The organism is Stenotrophomonas maltophilia group sp. RNC7 (assembly GCF_030910085.1).
In the GTDB taxonomy this organism is placed as follows: domain Bacteria; phylum Pseudomonadota; class Gammaproteobacteria; order Xanthomonadales; family Xanthomonadaceae; genus Stenotrophomonas; species Stenotrophomonas sepilia.
In genome coordinates, this window is sequence record NZ_JAVFVN010000867.1 from 114,610 (window position 1) to 133,980 (window position 19,371).

The following is a 19,371-nucleotide window of genomic DNA, read 5'->3' on the forward strand; positions in this document are numbered from 1 at the left end:
GGAGGAGGTTTCCGCGTTTCGTTCACATCCTGTGAAGTGCGCGGAACACGGATGATACCTGTTCGGCGCACCGGGTCGGGGCGGGCATGAAAAAACCCCGCGACGTGGGTCGCGGGGTTTCGAGAACTCCGGCTGTCTGGTCGAGGTTGCCGGCCAGCGGCCGGCACTACCGCAACCGGTTTATTTCGCCAGGTTCAGTTCCTTCAGCAGCTGCGGCGCCGGCGCCACTTCCTGCATGATCCACTGCATGTAGCGGCTGTCGACGGCGATCATGCGGGTCATCACCGGGTCGAACACCCAGTTGGAGCTGACCGATTCCCAGTTGCCGTCGAATGCCAGGCCGACCAGCCTGCCGTTGGCGTCCAGCACCGGCGAACCCGAGTTGCCACCGGTGATGTCCAGGTTGGACAGGAAGTTCACCGGCACCGAACCGATGCGCTTGTCTTCCAGGCCGCCATAACGCTTGGCCTTGACCGCGTCGAGCAGCGCCTTCGGCGAATCGAACGGATCTTCACCGGTTTCCTTCGCCGCCACGCCTTCCAGGGTGGTGAACGGGGTGTACTTCACGCCGTCCTTGCCGTAGCCCATGACGTTGCCGAAGGTGATGCGCAGCGACAGGTTGGCGTCCGGGTAGACGAACTCGCCCTGGCTCTTCTTGTAGTCGGCCACGGCCTGCAGGTACAGCGGACGCGCGGTCAGCGATTCGCCTTCGCGGATCTTCTTCTGCTCTTCCTGCTTCAGCAGTGCCGGCATGACAGCCACGGCGTACTGGATGGCCGGATCGCTGCTGGCTTCAAATGCGGCACGGTCGGCCTTGAACCATTTCAGGCGTGCGTCCAGGCTGCCGAGCTCGGTGCCCGACAGCTTGCCCACCAGCGCCTTTACTGCGTTGGCATCGCTGCCGGCCAGCCACTTGTTCAGCACTTCATTGTCGCGCTGCGCGGCCGGCAGGGCCACGTACTGCTCCAGCCAGTAGGCCTGCAGCTGCTGGTCCATCTTCGCCACGTAGCGGCGGTCCATCTGCTTCAGGCCACCTTCAATGGTGGTCAGGTCGCGCTCCTGGTAACCGGCTTCGCGCTCGGCATCCGGCTTGCTGCGCTCGATCGACAGGCGGTACAGGGTGATCGCCGCGCCAACGGCCGAGGTGTTGTTGAACTGGCCGACGAACAGGTCGCGTTCGCGGGTCGACTTGCTGGTATCCAGATGCTTGAGCAGCTGCGCATGTGCGGCCAGCGCGGGCTTGCCGGCAGCGCCCTGCTTCTTCAGCCACGCCAGCACGGCGGCCTCTTCCGCCTGTTTCTGGCCGGCGGCGTCGATGCGCTTGAAGCCTTCCAGCTGGCCCAGGTAGTTCTTGGCCACGTTGTTCATGCTGGCGGCGGTGGCGGCGTACTTCACCTTGACGTCGGCGTCGGCCTTGCCGGCGTCGGCGATCATCTTCAGCACGGCGTTGTAGTGCTTGGCGATGGTCGGGTAGGTGAAGCTGGCGGTTTCGTTGAACTCACCGGCCAGCGCGTAGCGGTTGGTGCGGCCCGGGTAGCCGGCCACCATCACGAAGTCGTCGGCGCCCAGCGGCTGGTCGGCGAACTTCAGGAAGTGCTTGGGCTGGTACGGCACGTTGTCGGCGGCGAAGGCGGCCGGCTTGCCGTCCTTGCCGACGTAGGCGCGGTAGAACGAGAAATCGCCGGTGTGGCGCGGCCACATCCAGTTGTCGACGTCGCCGCCGAACTTGCCGACGCTGCCCGGGGGCGCGTAGACCAGGCGCACGTCCTTGATTTCCATGTTGCGGAACAGGCGATAGGTGTTGCCGCCGGAGAAGCTGTACAGGCGGCAGCGGAACCCGGCATCGGCTTCACAGGCGGCAACCTGGGCCTTGTCGAAGGCGTCCAGCGCGCGACTGCGGGCCAGCGGGTCGTTGCCGGCGGCGGCGATGGCGGCCTTGGCCTGGGCGGTGACGTCGGTGATCTGGTCGAGCACGAACACGCGGGCGTTCGGGCCGGCGCTCAGTTCGTCCTTCAGGGTCGGCGCGTTGAAGCCGTCCTTGATCAGGTTCTTCTGCGCGGTCGAATTGAGCTGGATGGCGCCATACGCGCAGTGGTGGTTGGTGACCACCAGGCCCTGCGGCGAGACGAAGCTGGCGGTGCAGCCGCCCAGCGCAACCACCGCACCCATCGGGTCACCGGTCAGGTTGGCCAGCTGCTCCGGGGACAGCTTCAGGCCGGCCTTCTGCAGCGGCCCGGCGATTTCCGGCAGCTGCTGCGGCACCCACATGCCTTCTGCGGCGTGGGCGACCTGGACCAGCCCAAGGCTGGCGACGATGGAAAATGCAAGCAGGTTCGAGCGCATGGAGCGGCCCCTGGTAGTGGAACCCTCGATTGTAGCCCGCCGCCCTGCCCCGGCCCGAACCCCGGAAGTCATGCAATCGGATGCTTCCACCGTTCAGCGTCTCCACTGCGATCGGACGGAGGCGGGAGGCCAGGCCGATGCAGGACACGCCGTAAACCCCGCTCCGCGGCCCGGCCCAGCCGCTGGCGGCTGTGCGTTCTGGCGCTTGCGAAGCAGTGCTTCGCAAGCAAAGCGCCCTCACCCATGGGGGCTCGGTCGCGCCATCCATGGCGCTCACGGTCCTGCATCGGCCTGGCCTCTCGCCTCCCCACAGTCCCCTGGCCTCGGACGGTAGCGCCGAGCCACGCCCGGCGAGCGAAGCGGCGCTGCTGTTTGCAGCACGTTCGAAACGCCCGCCGGCGCACGTCTTTCGTTCCGCCACTGCACCCGCAGCGCAACATGGGAAATCCGCGCGGCACCCTATAATCCGCGCTTTCCCCCTGATGAGTTCCACCCCGATGGCGCAGCAAACGATGAAGGCCCTGGTCAAGCGCGAAGCAGCCAAGGGCATCTGGATGGAAGAGGTTCCGGTGCCGACTCCGGGCCCCAACCAGGTGTTGATCAAGCTCGAGAAGACCGCGATCTGCGGTACCGACCTGCACATCTATCTGTGGGACGAGTGGAGCCAGCGCACGATCAAACCGGGCCTGACCATCGGCCATGAATTCGTCGGCCGCATTGCCGAAATCGGCCCGGGCGTGACCGGCTACGAGATCGGCCAGCGCGTCTCGGCCGAAGGCCACATCGTCTGCGGCCACTGCCGCAACTGCCGTGGCGGCCGCCCGCACCTGTGCCCGAACACCGTCGGCATCGGCGTCAACGTCAATGGTGCCTTTGCCGAATACATGGTGATGCCGGCCAGCAACCTGTGGCCGATCCCGGACCAGATCCCGTCGGAGCTGGCCGCGTTCTTCGACCCGTACGGCAACGCTGCGCACTGCGCACTGGAATTCGACGTGATCGGTGAGGACGTGCTGATCACCGGCGCGGGCCCGATCGGCATCATCGCTGCCGGCATCTGCAAGCACATCGGTGCGCGCAACGTGGTGGTGACCGACGTCAACGACTTCCGCCTGAAGCTGGCCGCCGACATGGGTGCCACCCGCGTGGTCAACGTCGCCAACCAGTCGCTGAAGGACGTGATGAAGGAACTGCACATGGAGGGCTTCGATGTGGGCCTGGAAATGAGCGGCAACCCGCGTGCGTTCAACGACATGCTCGACTGCATGTACCACGGTGGCAAGATCGCCATGCTGGGCATCATGCCCAAGGGTGCCGGCTGCGACTGGGACAAGATCATCTTCAAGGGCCTGACCGTGCAGGGCATCTACGGCCGCAAGATGTATGAGACCTGGTACAAGATGACCCAGCTGGTGCTGTCCGGCTTCCCGCTCGGCAAGGTGATGACCCACCAGCTGCCGATCGACGACTTCCAGAAGGGCTTCGACCTGATGGAAGAAGGCAAGGCCGGCAAGGTCGTGCTCAGCTGGAATTGACCCGAAGGGTCAATTCCCCCGCATGTTTCCTTCTCCCCGCGCCTTTGGCGCGCCCCCTTGAACAACAAGGGGGCTCTTCCCCAGATGGGATCAAGAACACCGCGGAACTGAAAAAGGCGCCCGATGGGCGCCTTTTTCGCAATGCGTGCCAGGCAAGCCTGGCACCTACCGAAGCAAGGGTTACTTGCCGACGGCCACGGTCAGCAGCACGCGGCTGTGTGCCAGCTTGCCGGAGTTGTCGCGACCGTTGCCGTCGGTGCCGTAGTAGCCGAGGCCGACGTTGAACAGGCCGAACTGGCGTTCGACGCCGACGTTCCAGTCGGTATAGTCCTTGGCGATGCCGTCCTCGAAGGTGCTGCGGCCGACGTTGGCATTCAGGGTGAAGTCCTTCGGCAGGCCCCAGCTGCCGCCCAGGCCGAAGTACCAGCCATCGGTGCTGCTGTTCCAGACATCGTTGGTGTAGGCCACCGTCAGCTTGTAGGTCTCGTCCAGCGTGGTGGTGGTGATCAGCTCGTTGTAGTTCAGCTCGCTGGCACCGAGGTAGGTGTAGCGGTTCAGCAGCGCGTCGAAATTGACGCGGGGCGTGACGTCAACGCCGTAGCCGATCTGGTAGTCCACCTCAGTGCTCGGGTCGCCCGGACCGAAGTCGACGCCCGAACCCCAGACACCGGCATACAGGCCGACCGGCGAGGTGTAGGTGAAACCGGCCTGCAGGGTCGGCTTTTCGTCGGTCTGCGAGACACCACGGAACAGGTAATCGGAAACGGCGGTGACGTTCCAGCTGTACGGCGATTCGTTTTCCTGCGCACTGGCGGTGAACGGGGCGGCCAGGGTCAAGGCAGCGGCAATGGCGAGGCAGGCACGGGCGTGCTTCATGAGCGTCTCCGGTGGGGGCGGTGGCGTGGCGCGGAAGGCGAGAGCGGCCGGAGCGGGACAGCGCCGGTTCACGAATTTTTAACCCGTTTGCTATTGCGATGCAACATGTGTCCGCCGTGACGATGCCCCGCCCGGGCCGGTTGGCAAGCGGCGATGCCCGGTAGAATCGGCGGTTTCCCGTTCAGAGCCGTGCCCACGCCATGACCGACGCCTCCTCCGCCCTGACCCGCCACTACGCCGAGGAACTGGACGCCATCCGCGCCCAGGGCCTGTTCAAGTCCGAGCGGATCATCACCAGCCCGCAGTCGGCCGAGATCACCCTCGACGACGGCCGCAAGGTGCTGAATTTCTGTGCCAACAACTACCTGGGACTGGCCGACCATCCGGACCTGATCCAGGCCGCCAAGGACGCACTCGATACCCACGGCTTCGGCATGGCCTCGGTGCGCTTCATCTGCGGCACCCAGGACCTGCACAAGCAGCTGGAGAAGCAGATCGCCGACTTCTTCGGCAAGCAGGACACCATCCTGTACGCGGCCTGCTTCGATGCCAACGGCGGCCTGTTCGAGCCGCTGCTTGGCGAGAACGACGCAATCATTTCCGATGCACTGAACCATGCTTCGATCATCGACGGCGTGCGTCTGTGCAAGGCCAAGCGCTTCCGCTACGCCAACTGTGACATGGCCGATCTGGAAGCCCAGCTGCAGGCCGCCGATGCCGCCGGCTGCAAGACCAAGCTGATCACCACCGACGGCGTGTTCTCAATGGACGGCTTCATCGCGCCGCTGGACGAGATCACCGCGCTGGCAAAGAAGTACAACGCCCTGGTACACATCGACGAATGCCATGCCACCGGCTTCCTCGGTGCCACCGGCCGCGGCTCGGCCGAGGTCAAGGGCGTGCTGGAGAAGATCGACATCATCACCGGCACTCTGGGCAAGGCCATGGGTGGCGCACTGGGCGGCTTCACCTGCGCCAGCGCCGAGGTGATCGAACTGCTGCGCCAGCGCTCGCGCCCGTACCTGTTCTCCAACTCGCTGCCGCCGCACGTGGTAGCCGCCGGCATCAAGGCGTTCGAAATGCTGGCGGCCGCTGACGACCTGCGCAGCACCCTGGCCGAGAACACCGCCTACTTCCGCGAAAAGATGACCGCCGCCGGTTTCGACGTGAAGCCGGGCGTGCATCCGATCAGCCCGGTGATGCTGTATGACGCACCGTTGGCGCAGAAGTTCGCCGAGCGCCTGCTGGAAGAAGGCATCTACGCCATCGGTTTCTTCTTCCCGGTGGTGCCCAAGGGCCAGGCCCGCATCCGTACCCAGATCAGCGCTGCGCACAGCCGCGAGCACCTGGACCGGGCAATCGACGCCTTCACCCGCATCGGTGTCGAACTGGGCGTGGTCAAGGGCTGACCGCACCGGGGTCGGATCCCCAGGGGTAGCGCCGGGCCATGCCCGGCGATTTCCCGAAAGCCGCGCCATGCGCTCGCCGGGCACGGCCCGGCGCTACCGAAATGACGCGCGACGCGCGTCATTTCTTTTTCTTCTTGCCCTTCGGCTCTTCCTTGCTGGCAACCACTACCGGCTTGGCGGCAGCGTCCTGGCCATTGCCCTTGGCAACGCGGATGCCGTTGGCCTTCATCCAGGCATCGAACTCATCGGCGGTCATCTTCTTGTCGCCGTTGCTCATCAGGAAGCGGTAACTGCCGCGACCATCCAGCTGCGGGGTTTTCACTTCCACCACCGGGGTCTCGGCAGGCGTTTCCGCCTTGGCCACCTTCTTGTGGCCGCCGCAGGCGGCCAGCAGCACCATCGGCAGCAGCAGGCCTGCACAGCGCAGGGTTTGATTGAGGGTCGGGTGGTACATGGCAGGCTCCGTTCGGGAAAGTCGACAGCCAGGCGCCCCCTACGCCTGGAACGGCGGCCGGCAACTGCCGGCCACGGGCGATGATCAGCCCGGTGCAGCGGCCCCCAGCCGCTGCTGGTCGCTGACCTGCAGAACCCGCCACTGGCCCTTGCCGAGATCGCCGAGCAGCAGCCCACCGATCGCGACCCGGACCAGGCGCAGCACCTGCAGGTCGAAGGCCGCCAACAGGCGGCGGATATGGCGGTTGCGGCCCTCGTCGAGGACCACCTCCAGCCATGCGGTCTTGTCGCCACTGCGCAGTACGCGCACGGCACGGGCGGCGAGGAAATCCCCCTCATCCTCCACGCCGGTCTGCAGTGCCGCCAGGGTGGCGTCATCGGGCAGACGATCCACCTGCACGTGATAGGTCTTCTGCGGGCCGGTCTCCGGATCGGTCAGGTGCGCCGCCCACTGCGGATCATTGCTGAACAACAGCAAGCCTTCGCTGGCCTTGTCCAGGCGCCCGACCGGCGCGATCCACGGCAGGCCGGCACCATCGAAGCAGCGGTACACGGTGTCGCGACCACGCTCGTCCTGCGCCGTGGTGACCACCCCGCGCGGCTTGTTGAGCATCAGGTACAGGCGCTGCGGCGCCCCCATCGGCTGGCCGTCGACCTCGATGGGCGGCACCGGCTGGCCAATCGGAAATTCCGGGTCGCGCACGATGCGGCCGGACACGCGCACCCGGCCTTCGGCAATCCAGCGCGCGGCCTCGCTGCGCGAGCACACACCCGCCTTGGACAGCACGCGCGCCAGGCCATGGCGCACGCCACTGGATACATTCGGAGTCGCACGCCCACGCGGTGCGCGGGAGCGGGCGGCGGGGGCGGCAGGCGGGCGGCGCGTGCGCAAGCCTCTGCTCCCCGCGGCGCTTACTTCTTGTCGACCGGCTTGGTCTCAGCCGGTGCTTCGGCCGGGGCCGGAGTGGCGGCCGGAGCCGGACGCGCCTTGACCACGCGAACGCCGCGCGCCTTCATCCAGGCGTCGAACTCTTCGGCGGTCATGCGCTTGCCGTTCTGGCTCATGTCGAAGCGCCAGGGCGTGTTGTCGAATTCGGTCTGCGGCTTGTAGGCCGCCGGATCGTTCGGCTTCACCGCCGGTGCGCTCGGAATGGCCTTGGCGATGTTCTGGCAGCCGTCGATGCGCAGGCGCTGCAGCACCTGGTCCAGCGACTGCGACGGGTCGTAGTTGCTGCTCAGCACACCGGCCGGCATGCCCAGCTGGTTGCCACGGATGTACAGCTCGTCGGCCACTGGCGCGATAGTCGTGGCCGGCAACGGCAGCGGCGAGGCGCTGGTGTTGACCGAGCAATCGACCGCAGCGTGGGCGGCGGGAACCAGGGCCAGCGCCAGGACGGCGGCCGATGCAGAGCGCAGCATGAGGGGCATCCACGGAAGGAAGTGACGCGGCGAGTTTAGCAATGCCGCGTCAGCTTTCAAGCGCCACTTTCAATGAATACGACAACTTGTTGGTTTTACGGACAAAAGACCGACGAACGGTTGTGTTGCCGCGTCACAGGCGAGCTTCCTGGCCGCAGAAACAACAAGACCCGGCCGAAGCCGGGTCCTGCTGTGTCCTACGGGCAGAGCGTCAGAACTTAGTTCTGGACGTTCAGCTCGGTACGACGGTTCTTGGCGCGACCTTCCGGGTTGTCCGAACCATCCGGGTTGGTGTTCGGAGCAATCGGACGGCTCTCGCCGTAGCCGATCGGGCCGACCAGGCGACCGGCGTCAACGCCGTTCTTGGTCAGGTAGTTGTACACGGCGGTAGCACGACGCTCCGACAGCTTCTGGTTGTAAGCGTCGGTACCCTTCGAGTCGGTGTGACCGGCAACTTCAACGCGCAGATCCGGGTAACGCTTCAGGATCTCGGTGGCTTCGCTCAGGATCGCCACGGCGTCCGGACGCAGGTTCGACTTGTCGAAGTCGAAGTTGACGCCCTTCAGGTCGATGGAGACCGGAACCGGGCAACCGTCCGGACCGATGGTCTGACCCGGCTGCGAGTTCGGGCACTTGTCGTCGCAGTTGTTGACGCCGTCACCGTCGTCGTCCAGGTCGGCGCAGCTCGGGGCAACCGGAGCCGGAGCCGGAGCAGCCGCGACCGGAGCCGGGCCCAGCGGGATCACGACGCCGACCGAAGCCAGCACGTCGCCGAACCAGCTCTCGTCACGTGCGGCGATGCTCTGGTCGTCGAAGTCAGCGCGGTAGGCCACTTCGGCGCGGACAGCAACACGCTTCTCGAAGGTGGTCTGCAGGCCGACGCCCAGCTTGGCGGCAACATTGCCGTCCTTACGCTGGCGCGGGCCGTTGTTGTCGAGCGCAGCGTACTCTTCTTCCGACTTCTGGTAGCCCAGGCCACCGACGATGTACGGGTTCCAGCCGCGGCCTTCCTTGATGAAGTGGCGACGCAGGTCCAGCGAGACGCCGTACTGCGACCAGTTCAGGTCCTGGTTGCTGTCGAAGTTCGGGTTCTGGTAGTTCAGCTCACCGTCCAGCGACCAGTTCGGGCTGATGAACTTACCCAGGCCCAGGGTCACGAACGGAGCGTCATTGGTCAGACGGTCGCTGTCCTGGAAGTTGAAGCCGGCCGAACCGGTCAGGTACCAGCGGTCATCGAACTCCTGCGCCGAAGCTGCCTGGGCGAAAGCCAGGCCGCCCAGCAGCGCGGCAGTAAGGATCTTCTTGTTCATTGAGTACAGCTCCTATTTCGGGGGTATGAAACCGGTAGAGGCATGGGCCAGCACTAGTGCGTCGATGTTCGACAGCCGATTCAGCACGCCACCGCCGCGAACATTATGCTCAGGCGGGTGAAGGCCATGTTAACAGTCCCGTAACATGTGAAGTGTTGCGCCCGACCGTCCACCGGTCCGACGTTGAAACCCTATACAGGATGATGAAAATCCGCAAGACCCACACGCTGCAAGGGTTTGACGGGGTTTAGGCGCGAGAAGCGACATATTGCGCAACGTGCTGCATCACACGGTTCAGCGCGTCTGAGGAAACGTGAGGAACCTTATGATGGGATCACGAACCCAGCCGGAGCCGTGATGAAAGCCGTCGCCCTGAGTCGTGAATACGCACCCGCCCTGCGTGATGTCCTGCTGCCGCCGCCGCTGCCTCCTCGCGGCCGCGATCTGCTGGTGCGAATCGAAGCGGTTTCGGTCAACCCCGTCGATGGCAAGCAGCGGGCCGCCACCGATCCGGCCACCCTTGAGGTTCCCCGGGTGCTCGGCTGGGACGCAGCCGGCGTGGTCGAAGCCATCGGTGACGAGGCCAGCCTGTTCGCCTCCGGTGACGAGGTCTACTTCGCCGGTGACGTTACCCGGCCGGGCTGCAACGCCCAGTACCAGTGGGTTGATGAGCGCCTGGTCGCGCGCAAGCCGACCACGCTCGATTTCGCTGAAGCGGCCGCGCTGCCGTTGACCACTCTCACAGCCTGGGAACTGCTGTTCCAGCGCATGCCGCTGCAGCTCGATGGCCGCCGCCACGTGGGCCAGCACCTGCTGGTGATCGGCGGCGCCGGCGGCGTCGGCTCGATGGCGATCCAGCTGGCACGCCATGCCGGTTTCGAGGTGATCGCCACCGCCTCGCGCGAGGCCTCGATCGACTGGTGCCGGCAGATGGGGGCCACGCATGTGATCGACCATCGGCAGCCACTGCAGCCCCAGTTGCGGGCGCTGGGCATCGATGCGGTGCAGGTCGCGCTCAATCTGGCCGACACCGACCACTACTGGGATGAACTGGGCCAGCTGCTGGCACCGCAGGGCCACGTCGGCCTGATCGTCGAGCCGCGGGGTGCGCTGCGCATCGGCGATCCCTACAAGGCCAAATGCATCGGCATCCACTGGGAATTCATGTTCGCGCGTTCGCGCTTTGCCACCGCCGACTGTATCGAACAGCACCGCATCCTCAGCCGTGCGGCCAGCATGATCGATGCCGGCCAGCTGCGTGGCACGCTCAAGGAGACGCTGGGCACGATCAATGCGGCCAACCTGGACATCGCGCATCAGCGCCTGGCCAGCGGGCGCACGGTAGGCAAGCTGGCGCTGGTCGGCTGGGACGACTGACGCGGTGATGTAGAGCCGAGCCCACGCTCGGCTGCTGTGCCTGCCGCCACCCGCAGAGCACGGGCTCGGCCCTGCACAACCGCCCGCATGCAGGATCGACGCTACCTGTAGCAACGGATTGGCCGGCATCTGTATCTATGGATGATGCAGAAACAGCGATACGGTGGAAACAGATCCTCGCCCCCCCGGACCGCCATGCCCACCGCCCTGCCCTTGCGCCTGCTGCAATTGATCACCGGCCTGTTCCTGTACGGCTTCGGCGCCTCGCTGATGATCCGTGCCGCCATCGGCGTGGCACCCTGGGATGTGCTGTCGCAGGGCATCGCTGCGCAGACGCCGCTGTCATTCGGCTTGGCAACCAATGCCATCGGTGCATTGGTGCTGCTGCTGTGGTGGCCGCTGCGGCAGAAGCCGGGCGTCGGCACCGTGCTCAACGTGATGCTGATCGGCCCCTCCGCACAGTTCGGGCTGTGGCTGCTGCCGCCGGCCGTCGGCCTTGGCTGGCAGCTGGCGATGTTCTGTGGCGGCATGCTGCTGGTGGCGCTGGCCACCGGCCTGTACATCGGTGCCCGCCTTGGCCCGGGGCCACGCGATGGTCTGATGACCGGTCTGCATGCTCGTACCGGCTGGCCGATCTGGAAGGTGCGCAGCCTGATCGAAGGCAGCGTACTGCTGCTGGGCTGGTGCCTGGGCGGCAATGTCGGCCTCGGCACCCTCGCCTTCGCCCTGCTGATCGGGCCGCTGTGCGGAATGACGCTGGGCTGGTTCGGGATCGGTCGACCCGCGCCGGTAGTGCCGGCCGCTGGCCGGCAACCGCAATCGCCCTGAGTTGACCGGAATGCCGGCCAGCGGCCAGCACTACCAAACCGTCAGACAGCGGCCAGCCCTTCCAAAGAAGCGGCCCTTGCCCCGGCCGCCGTTTCGCGGCACGCTTCGCGCTTCCGTACGCAAGCGTATCGACCATGTCGCCAGCCAACGAAAGCGCCTATCCCCACCTGTTCGCCCCGCTGGACCTGGGCTTCACCCAGCTGCGCAACCGCGTATTGATGGGTTCGATGCACACCGGCCTGGAAGATCGCGCCCGCGACTTCCCGCGGCTGGCGGCCTACTTCGCCGAGCGCGCCGAGGGCGGCGTCGGCCTGATCGTCACCGGCGGCTTCGCGCCCAATGTGGTCGGTTGGCTGAAGCCATTCGGTGGCAAGCTGTCCTGGCCCTGGGAAGTGCGGCCGCACCGCCAGCTCACCGCCGCCGCGCACCAGCACGGCGCGAAGATCTGCCTGCAGCTGCTGCATGCCGGCCGCTATGCCTACCACCCGTTGTCGGTGGCACCGTCGAAGCTGAAGGCACCGATCAACCCGTTCACCCCGCGCGCATTGTCGGCCAGCGGAGTAGAGCGCCATATCGCCGACTACGCTCGCAGTGCCAAGCTGGCCCGCGAGGCCGGCTACGACGGCGTGGAAGTGATGGGCTCGGAGGGCTACCTCATCAACGAGTTCATCGCCCCGCGCACCAACAAGCGCGCCGATGCCTGGGGCGGCGACGCGCGCCAGCGCATGCGCTTCGCGGTCGAGATCGTGCGCCGCATCCGCGAGGCCTGCGGCCCGGACTTCATCATCATCTACCGCCTGTCACTGGTGGATCTGGTCGACGACGGCAGCGACTGGGACGAGATCGTTCAACAGGCGCAGGCGATCGAGGCGGCTGGCGCAACGATCATCAATTCCGGCATCGGCTGGCACGAAGCGCGCATTCCGACCATCGCCACCTCGGTGCCGCGCGCGGCCTTTGCCGGCGTCACCGCCAAGCTCAAGCCGCATGTGAAGGTACCGCTGGTGGCGACCAACCGCATCAACATGCCCGACGTTGCCGAACGCATCCTGGCCGGTGGCGGCGCCGACATGGTGTCGCTGGCACGCCCGCTGCTGGCCGACCCGCAGTGGCCGAACAAGGCCCGTGCCGGCCGCGCGGAGGCGATCAACACCTGCATCGCCTGCAACCAGGCCTGCCTGGACCACGTGTTCGAGAACAAGCTGGCCAGCTGCCTGGTCAATCCGCGCGCCGCCCACGAGACCGAGCTGGTCTATCGTCCCACGGCTACGCCGAAGAAGGTTGCGGTGGTCGGTGCCGGCCCCGCCGGCCTGGCCTGCGCCACTGTCGCTGCCCAGCGTGGCCACCAGGTCACCCTGTTCGATGCCAATGATGAGATCGGCGGCCAGTTCAACGTGGCCAAGCGCATCCCCGGCAAGGAAGAGTTCCACGAGACCCTGCGCTACTTCCGCCACGCGCTGCAGGAGACCGGCGTACAGCTGCGCCTGGGTACCCGCGTCGACGCTTCCCAACTGGCTGGCTTCGACGAGGTGGTGCTGGCCACCGGCATCACCCCGCGCAAGGTCGATTTCCCCGGTGCCGATCACGACAAGGTGGTGAGCTACCTGGACGTGCTGCTGGGACGGGTCGAAGTGGGCGCCAATGCGGCGATCATCGGCGCCGGCGGCATCGGCTTCGATGTCGGCGAATTCCTCAGCCACGCCGGTGAATCCCCCTCGCTGGATCCGCAGCGCTGGATGGCCGAATGGGGCGTGGATGCCAGCTTCGAGGCACGCGGCTCGCTGGGCCGGCCCCAGGTCGAGCCGTCACCGCGGCGCTTGTGGCTGCTGCAGCGCAGCCCGGGCAAGCCAGGCGCGCGGCTGGGCAAGACCACCGGCTGGATCCATCGCGCCACACTGAAGGCCAAGGGCGTGCGCATGCTCGGTGGCGTCGAGTACCTGGGGGTGGACGACGAGGGCCTGCGCATCCGCGTGGACGGCAGCGAACAGCTGCTGCCGGTCGACCATGTGGTGATCTGCGCCGGGCAGGAACCGAACCGCACGCTGCAGGCCGAACTGCAGGCGGCCGGCATCAACGCGCAGCTGATCGGTGGTGCCGACGTGGCCGCCGAACTCGATGCGAAACGCGCCATCGACCAGGGCAGCCGGGTCGCCGCCGCGCTCTGATGAGCGCCTGAATGGGGGACGGAATGTGATTTCCGTCACCCCGGTTGAACCTGAATGTCAAGCCGAGCGGTTCATGATGCGTTCGGCTATGCCCCCCTACCTTGCGCCATCTTTCCGCTCACCAGCCAGTTTCCGGTGAGCCGGCGCAGTCCCCACGATCGGTACTGATCGTTTCTTTTGGGGCTGCCCACGGGGCGGCCCCGATGGCCGCCTCCCCATGACGCCAAGTCGTCCCCCGCCTCCTGCCGCCCCGCGGCCGGAACCGGAGGGTGCGGCCCATACGGAGCAAGGAGTTAGTTGTATGAAACTGGCCTGGATTCTCTGGCTGTCGCAGTTGCTGCCTCAGCCGGCCGCTGATTCACTGTGTTTGAGCACCACCGTCTACCTGGAAGCCCGCGACCAGACCCTGCGCGGCCAGCAGGCCGTTGCCGAGGTTGCCCTGCGCCGTCTCGACAGTGGCCTGTGGGGCGACTCGATGTGCCAAGTGGTCACCGCGCGCAAGCAGTTCGCACCGACCATCGTCTCCCCCGGCACCCAGCTGGGCAATGACGCGGCGTGGAGCGAAGCGATGAACGTGGCCTTCGACGCCGAGCGCAACTGGGCGCTGCCGGCCGGCGAACGCCGCGAGATCGTGCCCGGTGCCAGCCACTTCGCCGCGCTGTCCATCGCCAGCCCGAACTGGCGCAACGCCTACCAGGTGGCGACCATCGGCGATCACACCTTCTACAAGGTGCAGAACCTCAAGCCGCGGCAGTCGTAACGATCCGTGCTGGCGGCAGCGTTGCCGGCCGCCGCCGGGCTCTGGGATAGTGGGCGTTTCCCGCCCGCATCACCTGGAGTTCCCATGAAGCTGTACAGCAAGCCCGGTGCCTGTTCCACCGCCGACCACATCGCCCTGCAGTGGACCGGCCAGCCGTTCGAGGTTGAACTGCTGAACAAGGACACCCTGAAGGGTCCGGAATTCCTCAAGATCAACCCGGCCGGTGCCGTTCCCGCACTGGTCGACGGCGACTTCGTGCTGCTGCAGAACGCCGCGATCATGGGCTACATCGCCGACCGCTTCCCGCAGGCCGGCCTCGGCGGTGATGGCAGTCCGCGCCAGCGCGCCGAAGCCACCCGCTGGCTGGCCTTCGTCAATTCCGACGTGCACCCGGCCTTCTCGCCGCTGTTCGCGCCGGGCAAGTTCATCGCCGACGAGAGCCAGTACGACGCGATCCGCGCCGCCGCGCACAAGCGCCTGCGTGGCCTGTTCGAGACCGCCGACAGGCAGCTGGCCGACAAGCCCTGGCTGGCCGGCTTCCGCAGCTTCGCCGACCCGTACTTCTACATCACCCTGCGCTGGGCCGCCGGTACCAAGGTTGATCTGTCCGGCCTGGACAACCTGGCCGCCTACAAGGCACGCATGGACGCCGATGCCGGCGTGCAGGCCGCGCTGAAGGCCGAAGGCCTGGCCTGAGGATGACCCGGGGGTCAGGGCCGTTTGCGTGTCGAACGGATCTGACCCCGCTGGTTGCCAAACGCGGGGTCGGATCCGCCTGTACCGCAGGCGGCTCTGACCCCATCCGTTGCATCCTCACACTCAGCCGATCTGGCGGATCACTTCGCCCTTGGCATCGCGCAGATAGGTCGGCACCACGTCGATGCGCAGCGCCTCCGTCAACGGGTAGATGCCACGTTCGGCACGCACGCCGGCCAGGGCCCGCAGCCCCGCCTCGCTCAGCGCCCAGCGCGCGCTGTCCGCCGACAGTTCGCCCACGTCGCCATGCCCGGCTGGAATGAACGCCCATTGCCGCTCGCGACTGACCAGTTCCAGCGACTTTCCGTGGCGCAGGCGCAGCGGCAGCAGTTCGCACACGCTGGCGACCTGGCCCGCGCCGAGCACCAGCGTGGTGACGCCCGCCTCCTGCCGCCAGTCCAACGTCTCGACGAACAGCATGCCGGTGCTGGAGCCCTCGCGCTCGCTGCCGGCCCTCACCCGTTCGGCCAATGCCGGATCTTCCAGCAGGTTGCCGCGATGCAGGTCGCTGATCCACAGCGGCATCGCCGGCTGCAGTGCCTGCAGCACGCCACGCGTCGACCAGCGCTTGAGCGCCTCCATCTCCTCATCGGTCAGCCCGACCAGCTGCAGGAACTGCAGGTGGCCATTGGCGGTGTCGCGTGCCGGCAACTGCGGGTCGGCAATGAAGGCCAAGTGGCACAACCGCGTGTCGGTCTCCAGTGCGATCGGGCCGTTCGCATTCAGATGGTGGCCATCCTCGAACACGTTGCCGCTGCCGAACACATAACGCGCCAGGTTCTGCAGCAGGTTCATCGGCCACACCGGCGGCGTGCTGTCGGCGTTCTCAGCGGCTTCGGCAGCGAGACGGAACGTCAGCTCGAAACCATAGCCGCTGGCGGCAGCATCACTGCTCTCCTTGGCATACAGCTCGGAAAAACCGTAGGTGATGTAGTGCCAATGCGGAACCGGCGCATCCGCCCAGTACACACTGATGCCATCCAGCGGATCCTGGCCGCCGAGCGTGTAGGGAAGCGCGGTGCCGTAGTGTCGCGGCTCCTGCCCGGCATACAGCGGCGCCAGCGCCGCATTGATCGCGTCCCAGCCGGGGGTGTCGGTGTCATCGTGGTCGTCCTGCACGCGGGACTCCTTGTGGGAAAGTGAACCGATCACTTTACGCGGTGGCTCAGGCCTGCACGACCTCTTTGCCAGCGTTTACTACGGCGGACTGGGTTTCCTGCCACCAGCGCTGGGCCAGCGCCGGGCTGCGCGCCTTGCCCACCGCCGCCAGCAGTTCCGGGCAAAGGCGTTCCAACGCCAGCGCATCGGTGCAGCGTTCGATCTTCAACTGCATGAAGTAGCCCTTCAGCCCCAGATGGCGCCGCACCGCCTCGCTCATCGCGTCGTACAACTGCTGGTACAGCGCCGGGTCCTGTTCGCGGCCGGTGCTGATGCCACGCGCCGGAGCGGCCTCTACGCTCCCGCCGATCACCTCGATCAGTCCCTGTGCGGCCAGCTGCTCCAGTGCATCCGGAGGTGCGCGCAGGCCATCGAACAGGCCACGCAGTTCGGTGTCATCGCGATGGCCATCGACCATCAGCAGGATTGAACGCAGTGCCGCCGGCAGGCGCCGGCCACGGTCTTCGATTTCCTGACGGCCAGCCGCCGTCTTGGCGTGCAGCAATGCCATTGCCTCCCCCTCCCTCGATGCGCAATGCCGGCGCGCCCTGGCGGGCACGCTCCCCTGCAACCGAGCTTAGCGCACCGGTTGCAGGGAGGAAGCTGCGGTGCAGCAACGGCCTCCCCTGTAGAGCCGAGCCCATGCTCGGCTGCTTTGGCAAGGCATGCGGAGCCGAGTATCGGCTCGGTTCTACAGAAGCAGGTCAGCGGCCCAGCGCGCGGCGGATTTCCTCCAGCGCGCTGGGATCATCCAGCGTCGACAGGTCGCCCGGGTCACGCTGCTCGGCCAACGCCTGCAACGAGCGCCGCAGCAGCTTGCCCGAACGGGTCTTGGGCAGCGCGTTGACCACGTGCACATGCGCCGGGCGCGCGACCGCACCAAGCGAAGTCGTCACCGTCGCCATCATCTCGGCCACCACCGGCGCCGGATCCTCGCCCTCAAGCCCCTGCTTGAGGGTGACGAACACCAGCGGCACCTGCCCCTTCAGCTCGTCCTTGACCCCGATCACGGCAGCCTCGGCCACGCGCGGGTGGCTGGAGATGGCCTCCTCGATCTCGCGCGTACCCAGACGATGCCCGGCCACGTTGATCACATCGTCGGTACGGCCGAGGATGAAGGTATAGCCATCGTCATCGCGGATCGCCCAGTCCAGCGAGCTGTACAGCAGTTCCTTGAAGTGGCTGAAGTAGCTCTGCAGGAAACGACTGTCGTCGTTCCACACCGTGCTCATGCAACCCGGCGGCAAGGGCGGCGACACCACCAGCACGCCCTTCTGCCCCGGCGCCACTTCCTCGCCGGTGTTCTCGTCGATCACCTTCATCCGATAGCCGAGATTGGGGAAGCCCGGTGAACCGAAGCGGACCGGCTTCATCTCCAGGCCCGGCAGCAGGGTCAGTGCCGGCCAGCCGGTTTCGGTCTGCCAGTAGTTGTCGATGATCGGCTTGCCCAGCGCTTCGCTGATCCAGTGCGCGGTGGGTTCGTCCAGCGGCTCGCCGGCCAGGAACAGGTACTTCAGGGCGCGCAGGTCGTGGCGATGGATGAAGTCCGCGTCGTGCTTCTTCAGCACGCGGATGGCGGTGGGTGAGGAGAACATGGTGCGCACGTTGTACTGTTCGCACAGCGCCCACCAGATACCCGGGTCCGGATTCGTCGGCAGCCCCTCGTACAGCAACGAGGTGCAGCCACCGATCAGCGGGCCGTACACGTTGTACGAGTGGCCCACCGCCCAGCCGACGTCGGAAGTGGAGAACATCACCTGGCCCGGCTTGCAGTCGAACACGGTCTCCATCGACTGCGCCATCGCCACCGCGTAACCACCGACATCGCGCTGCACGCCCTTCGGCTTGCCGGTGGTGCCGGAGGTGTACAGCAGGTAGCTCGGCTCGCTCGCTTCAAGCCACTGCACCGGCACATCGACTTCACCAACCTGTGCACGCAGCGCGGCGTAGTCCACGTCGCGACCCGGCACGCGGGGTTCGGCGGCATCCAGCCCACGCGAGACGATCAGCACGTGTGGTGGCGGCGAAGCTGCTTCGGCGCAGGCCGCGTCAACCATCGGCTTGTATGGAATCAGCTTGCCGCCGCGCATGCCGGCATCCGCTGCGATCAGCAACTTCGGCTTCGCATCGTCGATGCGCAGCGCCAGGTTGTGCGCGGCGAAGCCACCGAACACCACCGAGTGCACCGCACCGATGCGCGCGCAGGCCAGCATCGCGAACACGGCTTCGGCCATGTTCGGCATGTAGATCACCACGCGGTCACCGTGGCCGACGCCGAGATGCTTGAGCACGGCGGCGAAGTCGTTCACTTCGCGATACAGCTGGCGATAGGTGATCTCGCGGGTGCTGTTGGTTTCGGTGGAAATCGCAACCAGCGCGAGCTGGTCGGCGCGCGTTGCCAGGTGGCGGTCGACGGCGTTGTAGCAGAGATTGGTTTCACCACCGACGAACCAGCGCCGGAACGGCGGGTTGCTGTAATCGAGCACCTGCTGCGGCGGTTTGTGCCAATGGATGCGCTTGGCTTCCTCGCCCCAGAACGCCTCCGGCTCGTCGATCGAGCGACGGTAGGTTTCCTCGTAGTTCATGACGCAGCCCTCCCAGACAAAGTCATGGGTTCGAGGATAGTCCGGCGCTGGCGCGCGGGCCGCCCTACCTTGGTAGGGGGTGGGGTTTGTTGTGCAGGGCTTGCAGCCCTGCACCTCGGTACGCGCCATCGCATGCGCGCTGCCGCTCCCACGCTTCGCTGCGCGAACCGCGGGCCCCACTTACCAACACCCAAACCCCCGCCGCTTCGCGGCCGCTCCCTGACTCAGGGGGCTCTGCCCCAGACACGATCCGACGCCCGCCATGCCGGATCTGACCCCGGATGTATTTCGATATCTGACAGATTCCATCCACGCATAGCATGGATCCATCAGATCGCGGGAATCTGTCAGAGGCGGGACGGTGTCGGAGTACGGGGTGTCAGCCGCATGGGCCCGA

Annotated in this window: 16 protein-coding genes; 7 read left to right on the top strand and 9 right to left on the bottom strand. The window is 66.4% G+C overall.

The features are described from left to right. Positions 1-180: 180 nt before the first annotated feature. On the bottom strand, positions 181-2,343 hold the full coding sequence (locus RCF13_RS21175) for a S46 family peptidase (RefSeq protein ID WP_061480604.1): 2,163 nt from the start codon (positions 2,341-2,343) through the stop codon (positions 181-183). Positions 2,344-2,855: 512 nt separating this feature from the next. Here RCF13_RS21175 and tdh point away from each other — a divergent pair. Further along, positions 2,856-3,878 (top strand): L-threonine 3-dehydrogenase, encoded by a 1,023-nt coding sequence (gene tdh, locus RCF13_RS21180; protein WP_005415442.1) that lies wholly within the window; start codon positions 2,856-2,858, stop codon positions 3,876-3,878. Between the two features lie 180 nt (positions 3,879-4,058). On the opposite strand, the gene RCF13_RS21185 is transcribed toward tdh, so the two are convergent. Continuing rightward, positions 4,059-4,754 (bottom strand): TorF family putative porin, encoded by a 696-nt coding sequence (locus RCF13_RS21185; RefSeq protein ID WP_061480603.1) that lies wholly within the window; start codon positions 4,752-4,754, stop codon positions 4,059-4,061. A gap of 200 nt (positions 4,755-4,954) precedes the next feature. Here RCF13_RS21185 and kbl point away from each other — a divergent pair, with 200 nt between their 5' ends. Continuing rightward, positions 4,955-6,163 (top strand): glycine C-acetyltransferase, encoded by a 1,209-nt coding sequence (gene kbl, locus RCF13_RS21190; protein ID WP_005415440.1) that lies wholly within the window; start codon positions 4,955-4,957, stop codon positions 6,161-6,163. A 118-nt stretch (positions 6,164-6,281) separates the two neighbouring features. Here the strand turns inward: kbl and RCF13_RS21195 are convergent, their stop codons facing one another. The 4 genes from RCF13_RS21195 to RCF13_RS21210 form a co-directional block, all read right to left on the bottom strand. Beyond that, positions 6,282-6,617: a hypothetical protein gene (locus RCF13_RS21195; RefSeq protein WP_134968339.1), complete on the bottom strand. Its 336-nt coding sequence runs from the start codon at positions 6,615-6,617 to the stop codon at positions 6,282-6,284. A gap of 84 nt (positions 6,618-6,701) precedes the next feature. Further along, entirely contained in the window at positions 6,702-7,508 is an 807-nt protein-coding gene (locus RCF13_RS21200; protein WP_061480602.1) for a pseudouridine synthase, read from the bottom strand. Between the two features lie 20 nt (positions 7,509-7,528). After that, positions 7,529-8,035, bottom strand: a complete 507-nt coding sequence (locus RCF13_RS21205) for a hypothetical protein (RefSeq protein ID WP_005408235.1) — start codon at positions 8,033-8,035, stop codon at positions 7,529-7,531. A 218-nt stretch (positions 8,036-8,253) separates the two neighbouring features. Continuing rightward, complete coding sequence (locus RCF13_RS21210) at positions 8,254-9,345, bottom strand: OmpA family protein (RefSeq protein ID WP_049416163.1); 1,092 nt, start codon at positions 9,343-9,345, stop codon at positions 8,254-8,256. 357 nt (positions 9,346-9,702) lie between these two features. On the opposite strand from RCF13_RS21210, the gene RCF13_RS21215 reads away from it, so the two are divergent. The 5 genes from RCF13_RS21215 to RCF13_RS21235 all read left to right on the top strand — a co-directional run bounded on the left by RCF13_RS21215 (position 9,703) and on the right by RCF13_RS21235 (position 15,171). After that, entirely contained in the window at positions 9,703-10,722 is a 1,020-nt protein-coding gene (locus RCF13_RS21215; RefSeq protein ID WP_061480600.1) for a zinc-binding alcohol dehydrogenase family protein, read from the top strand. Between the two features lie 195 nt (positions 10,723-10,917). Then, the gene (locus RCF13_RS21220) at positions 10,918-11,550 is read left to right on the top strand and encodes a membrane protein (protein ID WP_061480599.1); all 633 of its coding nucleotides are present in this window, start codon (positions 10,918-10,920) and stop codon (positions 11,548-11,550) included. 134 nt (positions 11,551-11,684) lie between these two features. Continuing rightward, complete coding sequence (locus tag RCF13_RS21225) at positions 11,685-13,715, top strand: NADPH-dependent 2,4-dienoyl-CoA reductase (protein WP_061480598.1); 2,031 nt, start codon at positions 11,685-11,687, stop codon at positions 13,713-13,715. Positions 13,716-14,016: 301 nt separating this feature from the next. Continuing rightward, a complete protein-coding gene (locus RCF13_RS21230; RefSeq protein ID WP_004154513.1) occupies positions 14,017-14,475 on the top strand; it encodes a cell wall hydrolase in 459 nt (152 codons plus the stop codon). 84 nt (positions 14,476-14,559) lie between these two features. Beyond that, entirely contained in the window at positions 14,560-15,171 is a 612-nt protein-coding gene (locus tag RCF13_RS21235) for a glutathione S-transferase N-terminal domain-containing protein (protein ID WP_231352565.1), read from the top strand. Between the two features lie 123 nt (positions 15,172-15,294). On the opposite strand, the gene RCF13_RS21240 is transcribed toward RCF13_RS21235, so the two are convergent. The 3 genes from RCF13_RS21240 to prpE all read right to left on the bottom strand — a co-directional run bounded on the left by RCF13_RS21240 (position 15,295) and on the right by prpE (position 18,974). Further along, complete coding sequence (locus RCF13_RS21240) at positions 15,295-16,350, bottom strand: suppressor of fused domain protein (RefSeq protein ID WP_231352564.1); 1,056 nt, start codon at positions 16,348-16,350, stop codon at positions 15,295-15,297. A gap of 46 nt (positions 16,351-16,396) precedes the next feature. Continuing rightward, positions 16,397-16,900, bottom strand: a complete 504-nt coding sequence (locus RCF13_RS21245; protein WP_005415431.1) for a hypothetical protein — start codon at positions 16,898-16,900, stop codon at positions 16,397-16,399. 193 nt (positions 16,901-17,093) lie between these two features. Then, positions 17,094-18,974 carry a propionate--CoA ligase gene (gene prpE / locus RCF13_RS21250; RefSeq protein WP_005415430.1) on the bottom strand — a complete coding sequence of 627 codons (1,881 nt, stop codon included), beginning with the start codon at positions 18,972-18,974 and terminating at the stop codon, positions 17,094-17,096. Positions 18,975-19,371: the final 397 nt, after the last annotated feature.

Coding starts and splice junctions, on each gene's coding strand:
- RCF13_RS21175 (WP_061480604.1), bottom strand. CDS start 2,343: ATGCGCTCGAACCTGCTTGCATTTTCCATCGTCGCCAGCCTTGGGCTG.
- tdh (WP_005415442.1), top strand. CDS start 2,856: ATGAAGGCCCTGGTCAAGCGCGAAGCAGCCAAGGGCATCTGGATGGAA.
- RCF13_RS21185 (WP_061480603.1), bottom strand. CDS start 4,754: ATGAAGCACGCCCGTGCCTGCCTCGCCATTGCCGCTGCCTTGACCCTG.
- kbl (WP_005415440.1), top strand. CDS start 4,955: ATGACCGACGCCTCCTCCGCCCTGACCCGCCACTACGCCGAGGAACTG.
- RCF13_RS21195 (WP_134968339.1), bottom strand. CDS start 6,617: ATGTACCACCCGACCCTCAATCAAACCCTGCGCTGTGCAGGCCTGCTG.
- RCF13_RS21205 (WP_005408235.1), bottom strand. CDS start 8,035: ATGCTGCGCTCTGCATCGGCCGCCGTCCTGGCGCTGGCCCTGGTTCCC.
- RCF13_RS21210 (WP_049416163.1), bottom strand. CDS start 9,345: ATGAACAAGAAGATCCTTACTGCCGCGCTGCTGGGCGGCCTGGCTTTC.
- RCF13_RS21215 (WP_061480600.1), top strand. CDS start 9,703: ATGAAAGCCGTCGCCCTGAGTCGTGAATACGCACCCGCCCTGCGTGAT.
- RCF13_RS21220 (WP_061480599.1), top strand. CDS start 10,918: ATGCCCACCGCCCTGCCCTTGCGCCTGCTGCAATTGATCACCGGCCTG.
- RCF13_RS21225 (WP_061480598.1), top strand. CDS start 11,685: ATGTCGCCAGCCAACGAAAGCGCCTATCCCCACCTGTTCGCCCCGCTG.
- RCF13_RS21230 (WP_004154513.1), top strand. CDS start 14,017: ATGAAACTGGCCTGGATTCTCTGGCTGTCGCAGTTGCTGCCTCAGCCG.
- RCF13_RS21235 (WP_231352565.1), top strand. CDS start 14,560: ATGAAGCTGTACAGCAAGCCCGGTGCCTGTTCCACCGCCGACCACATC.
- RCF13_RS21245 (WP_005415431.1), bottom strand. CDS start 16,900: ATGGCATTGCTGCACGCCAAGACGGCGGCTGGCCGTCAGGAAATCGAA.
- prpE (WP_005415430.1), bottom strand. CDS start 18,974: ATGAACTACGAGGAAACCTACCGTCGCTCGATCGACGAGCCGGAGGCG.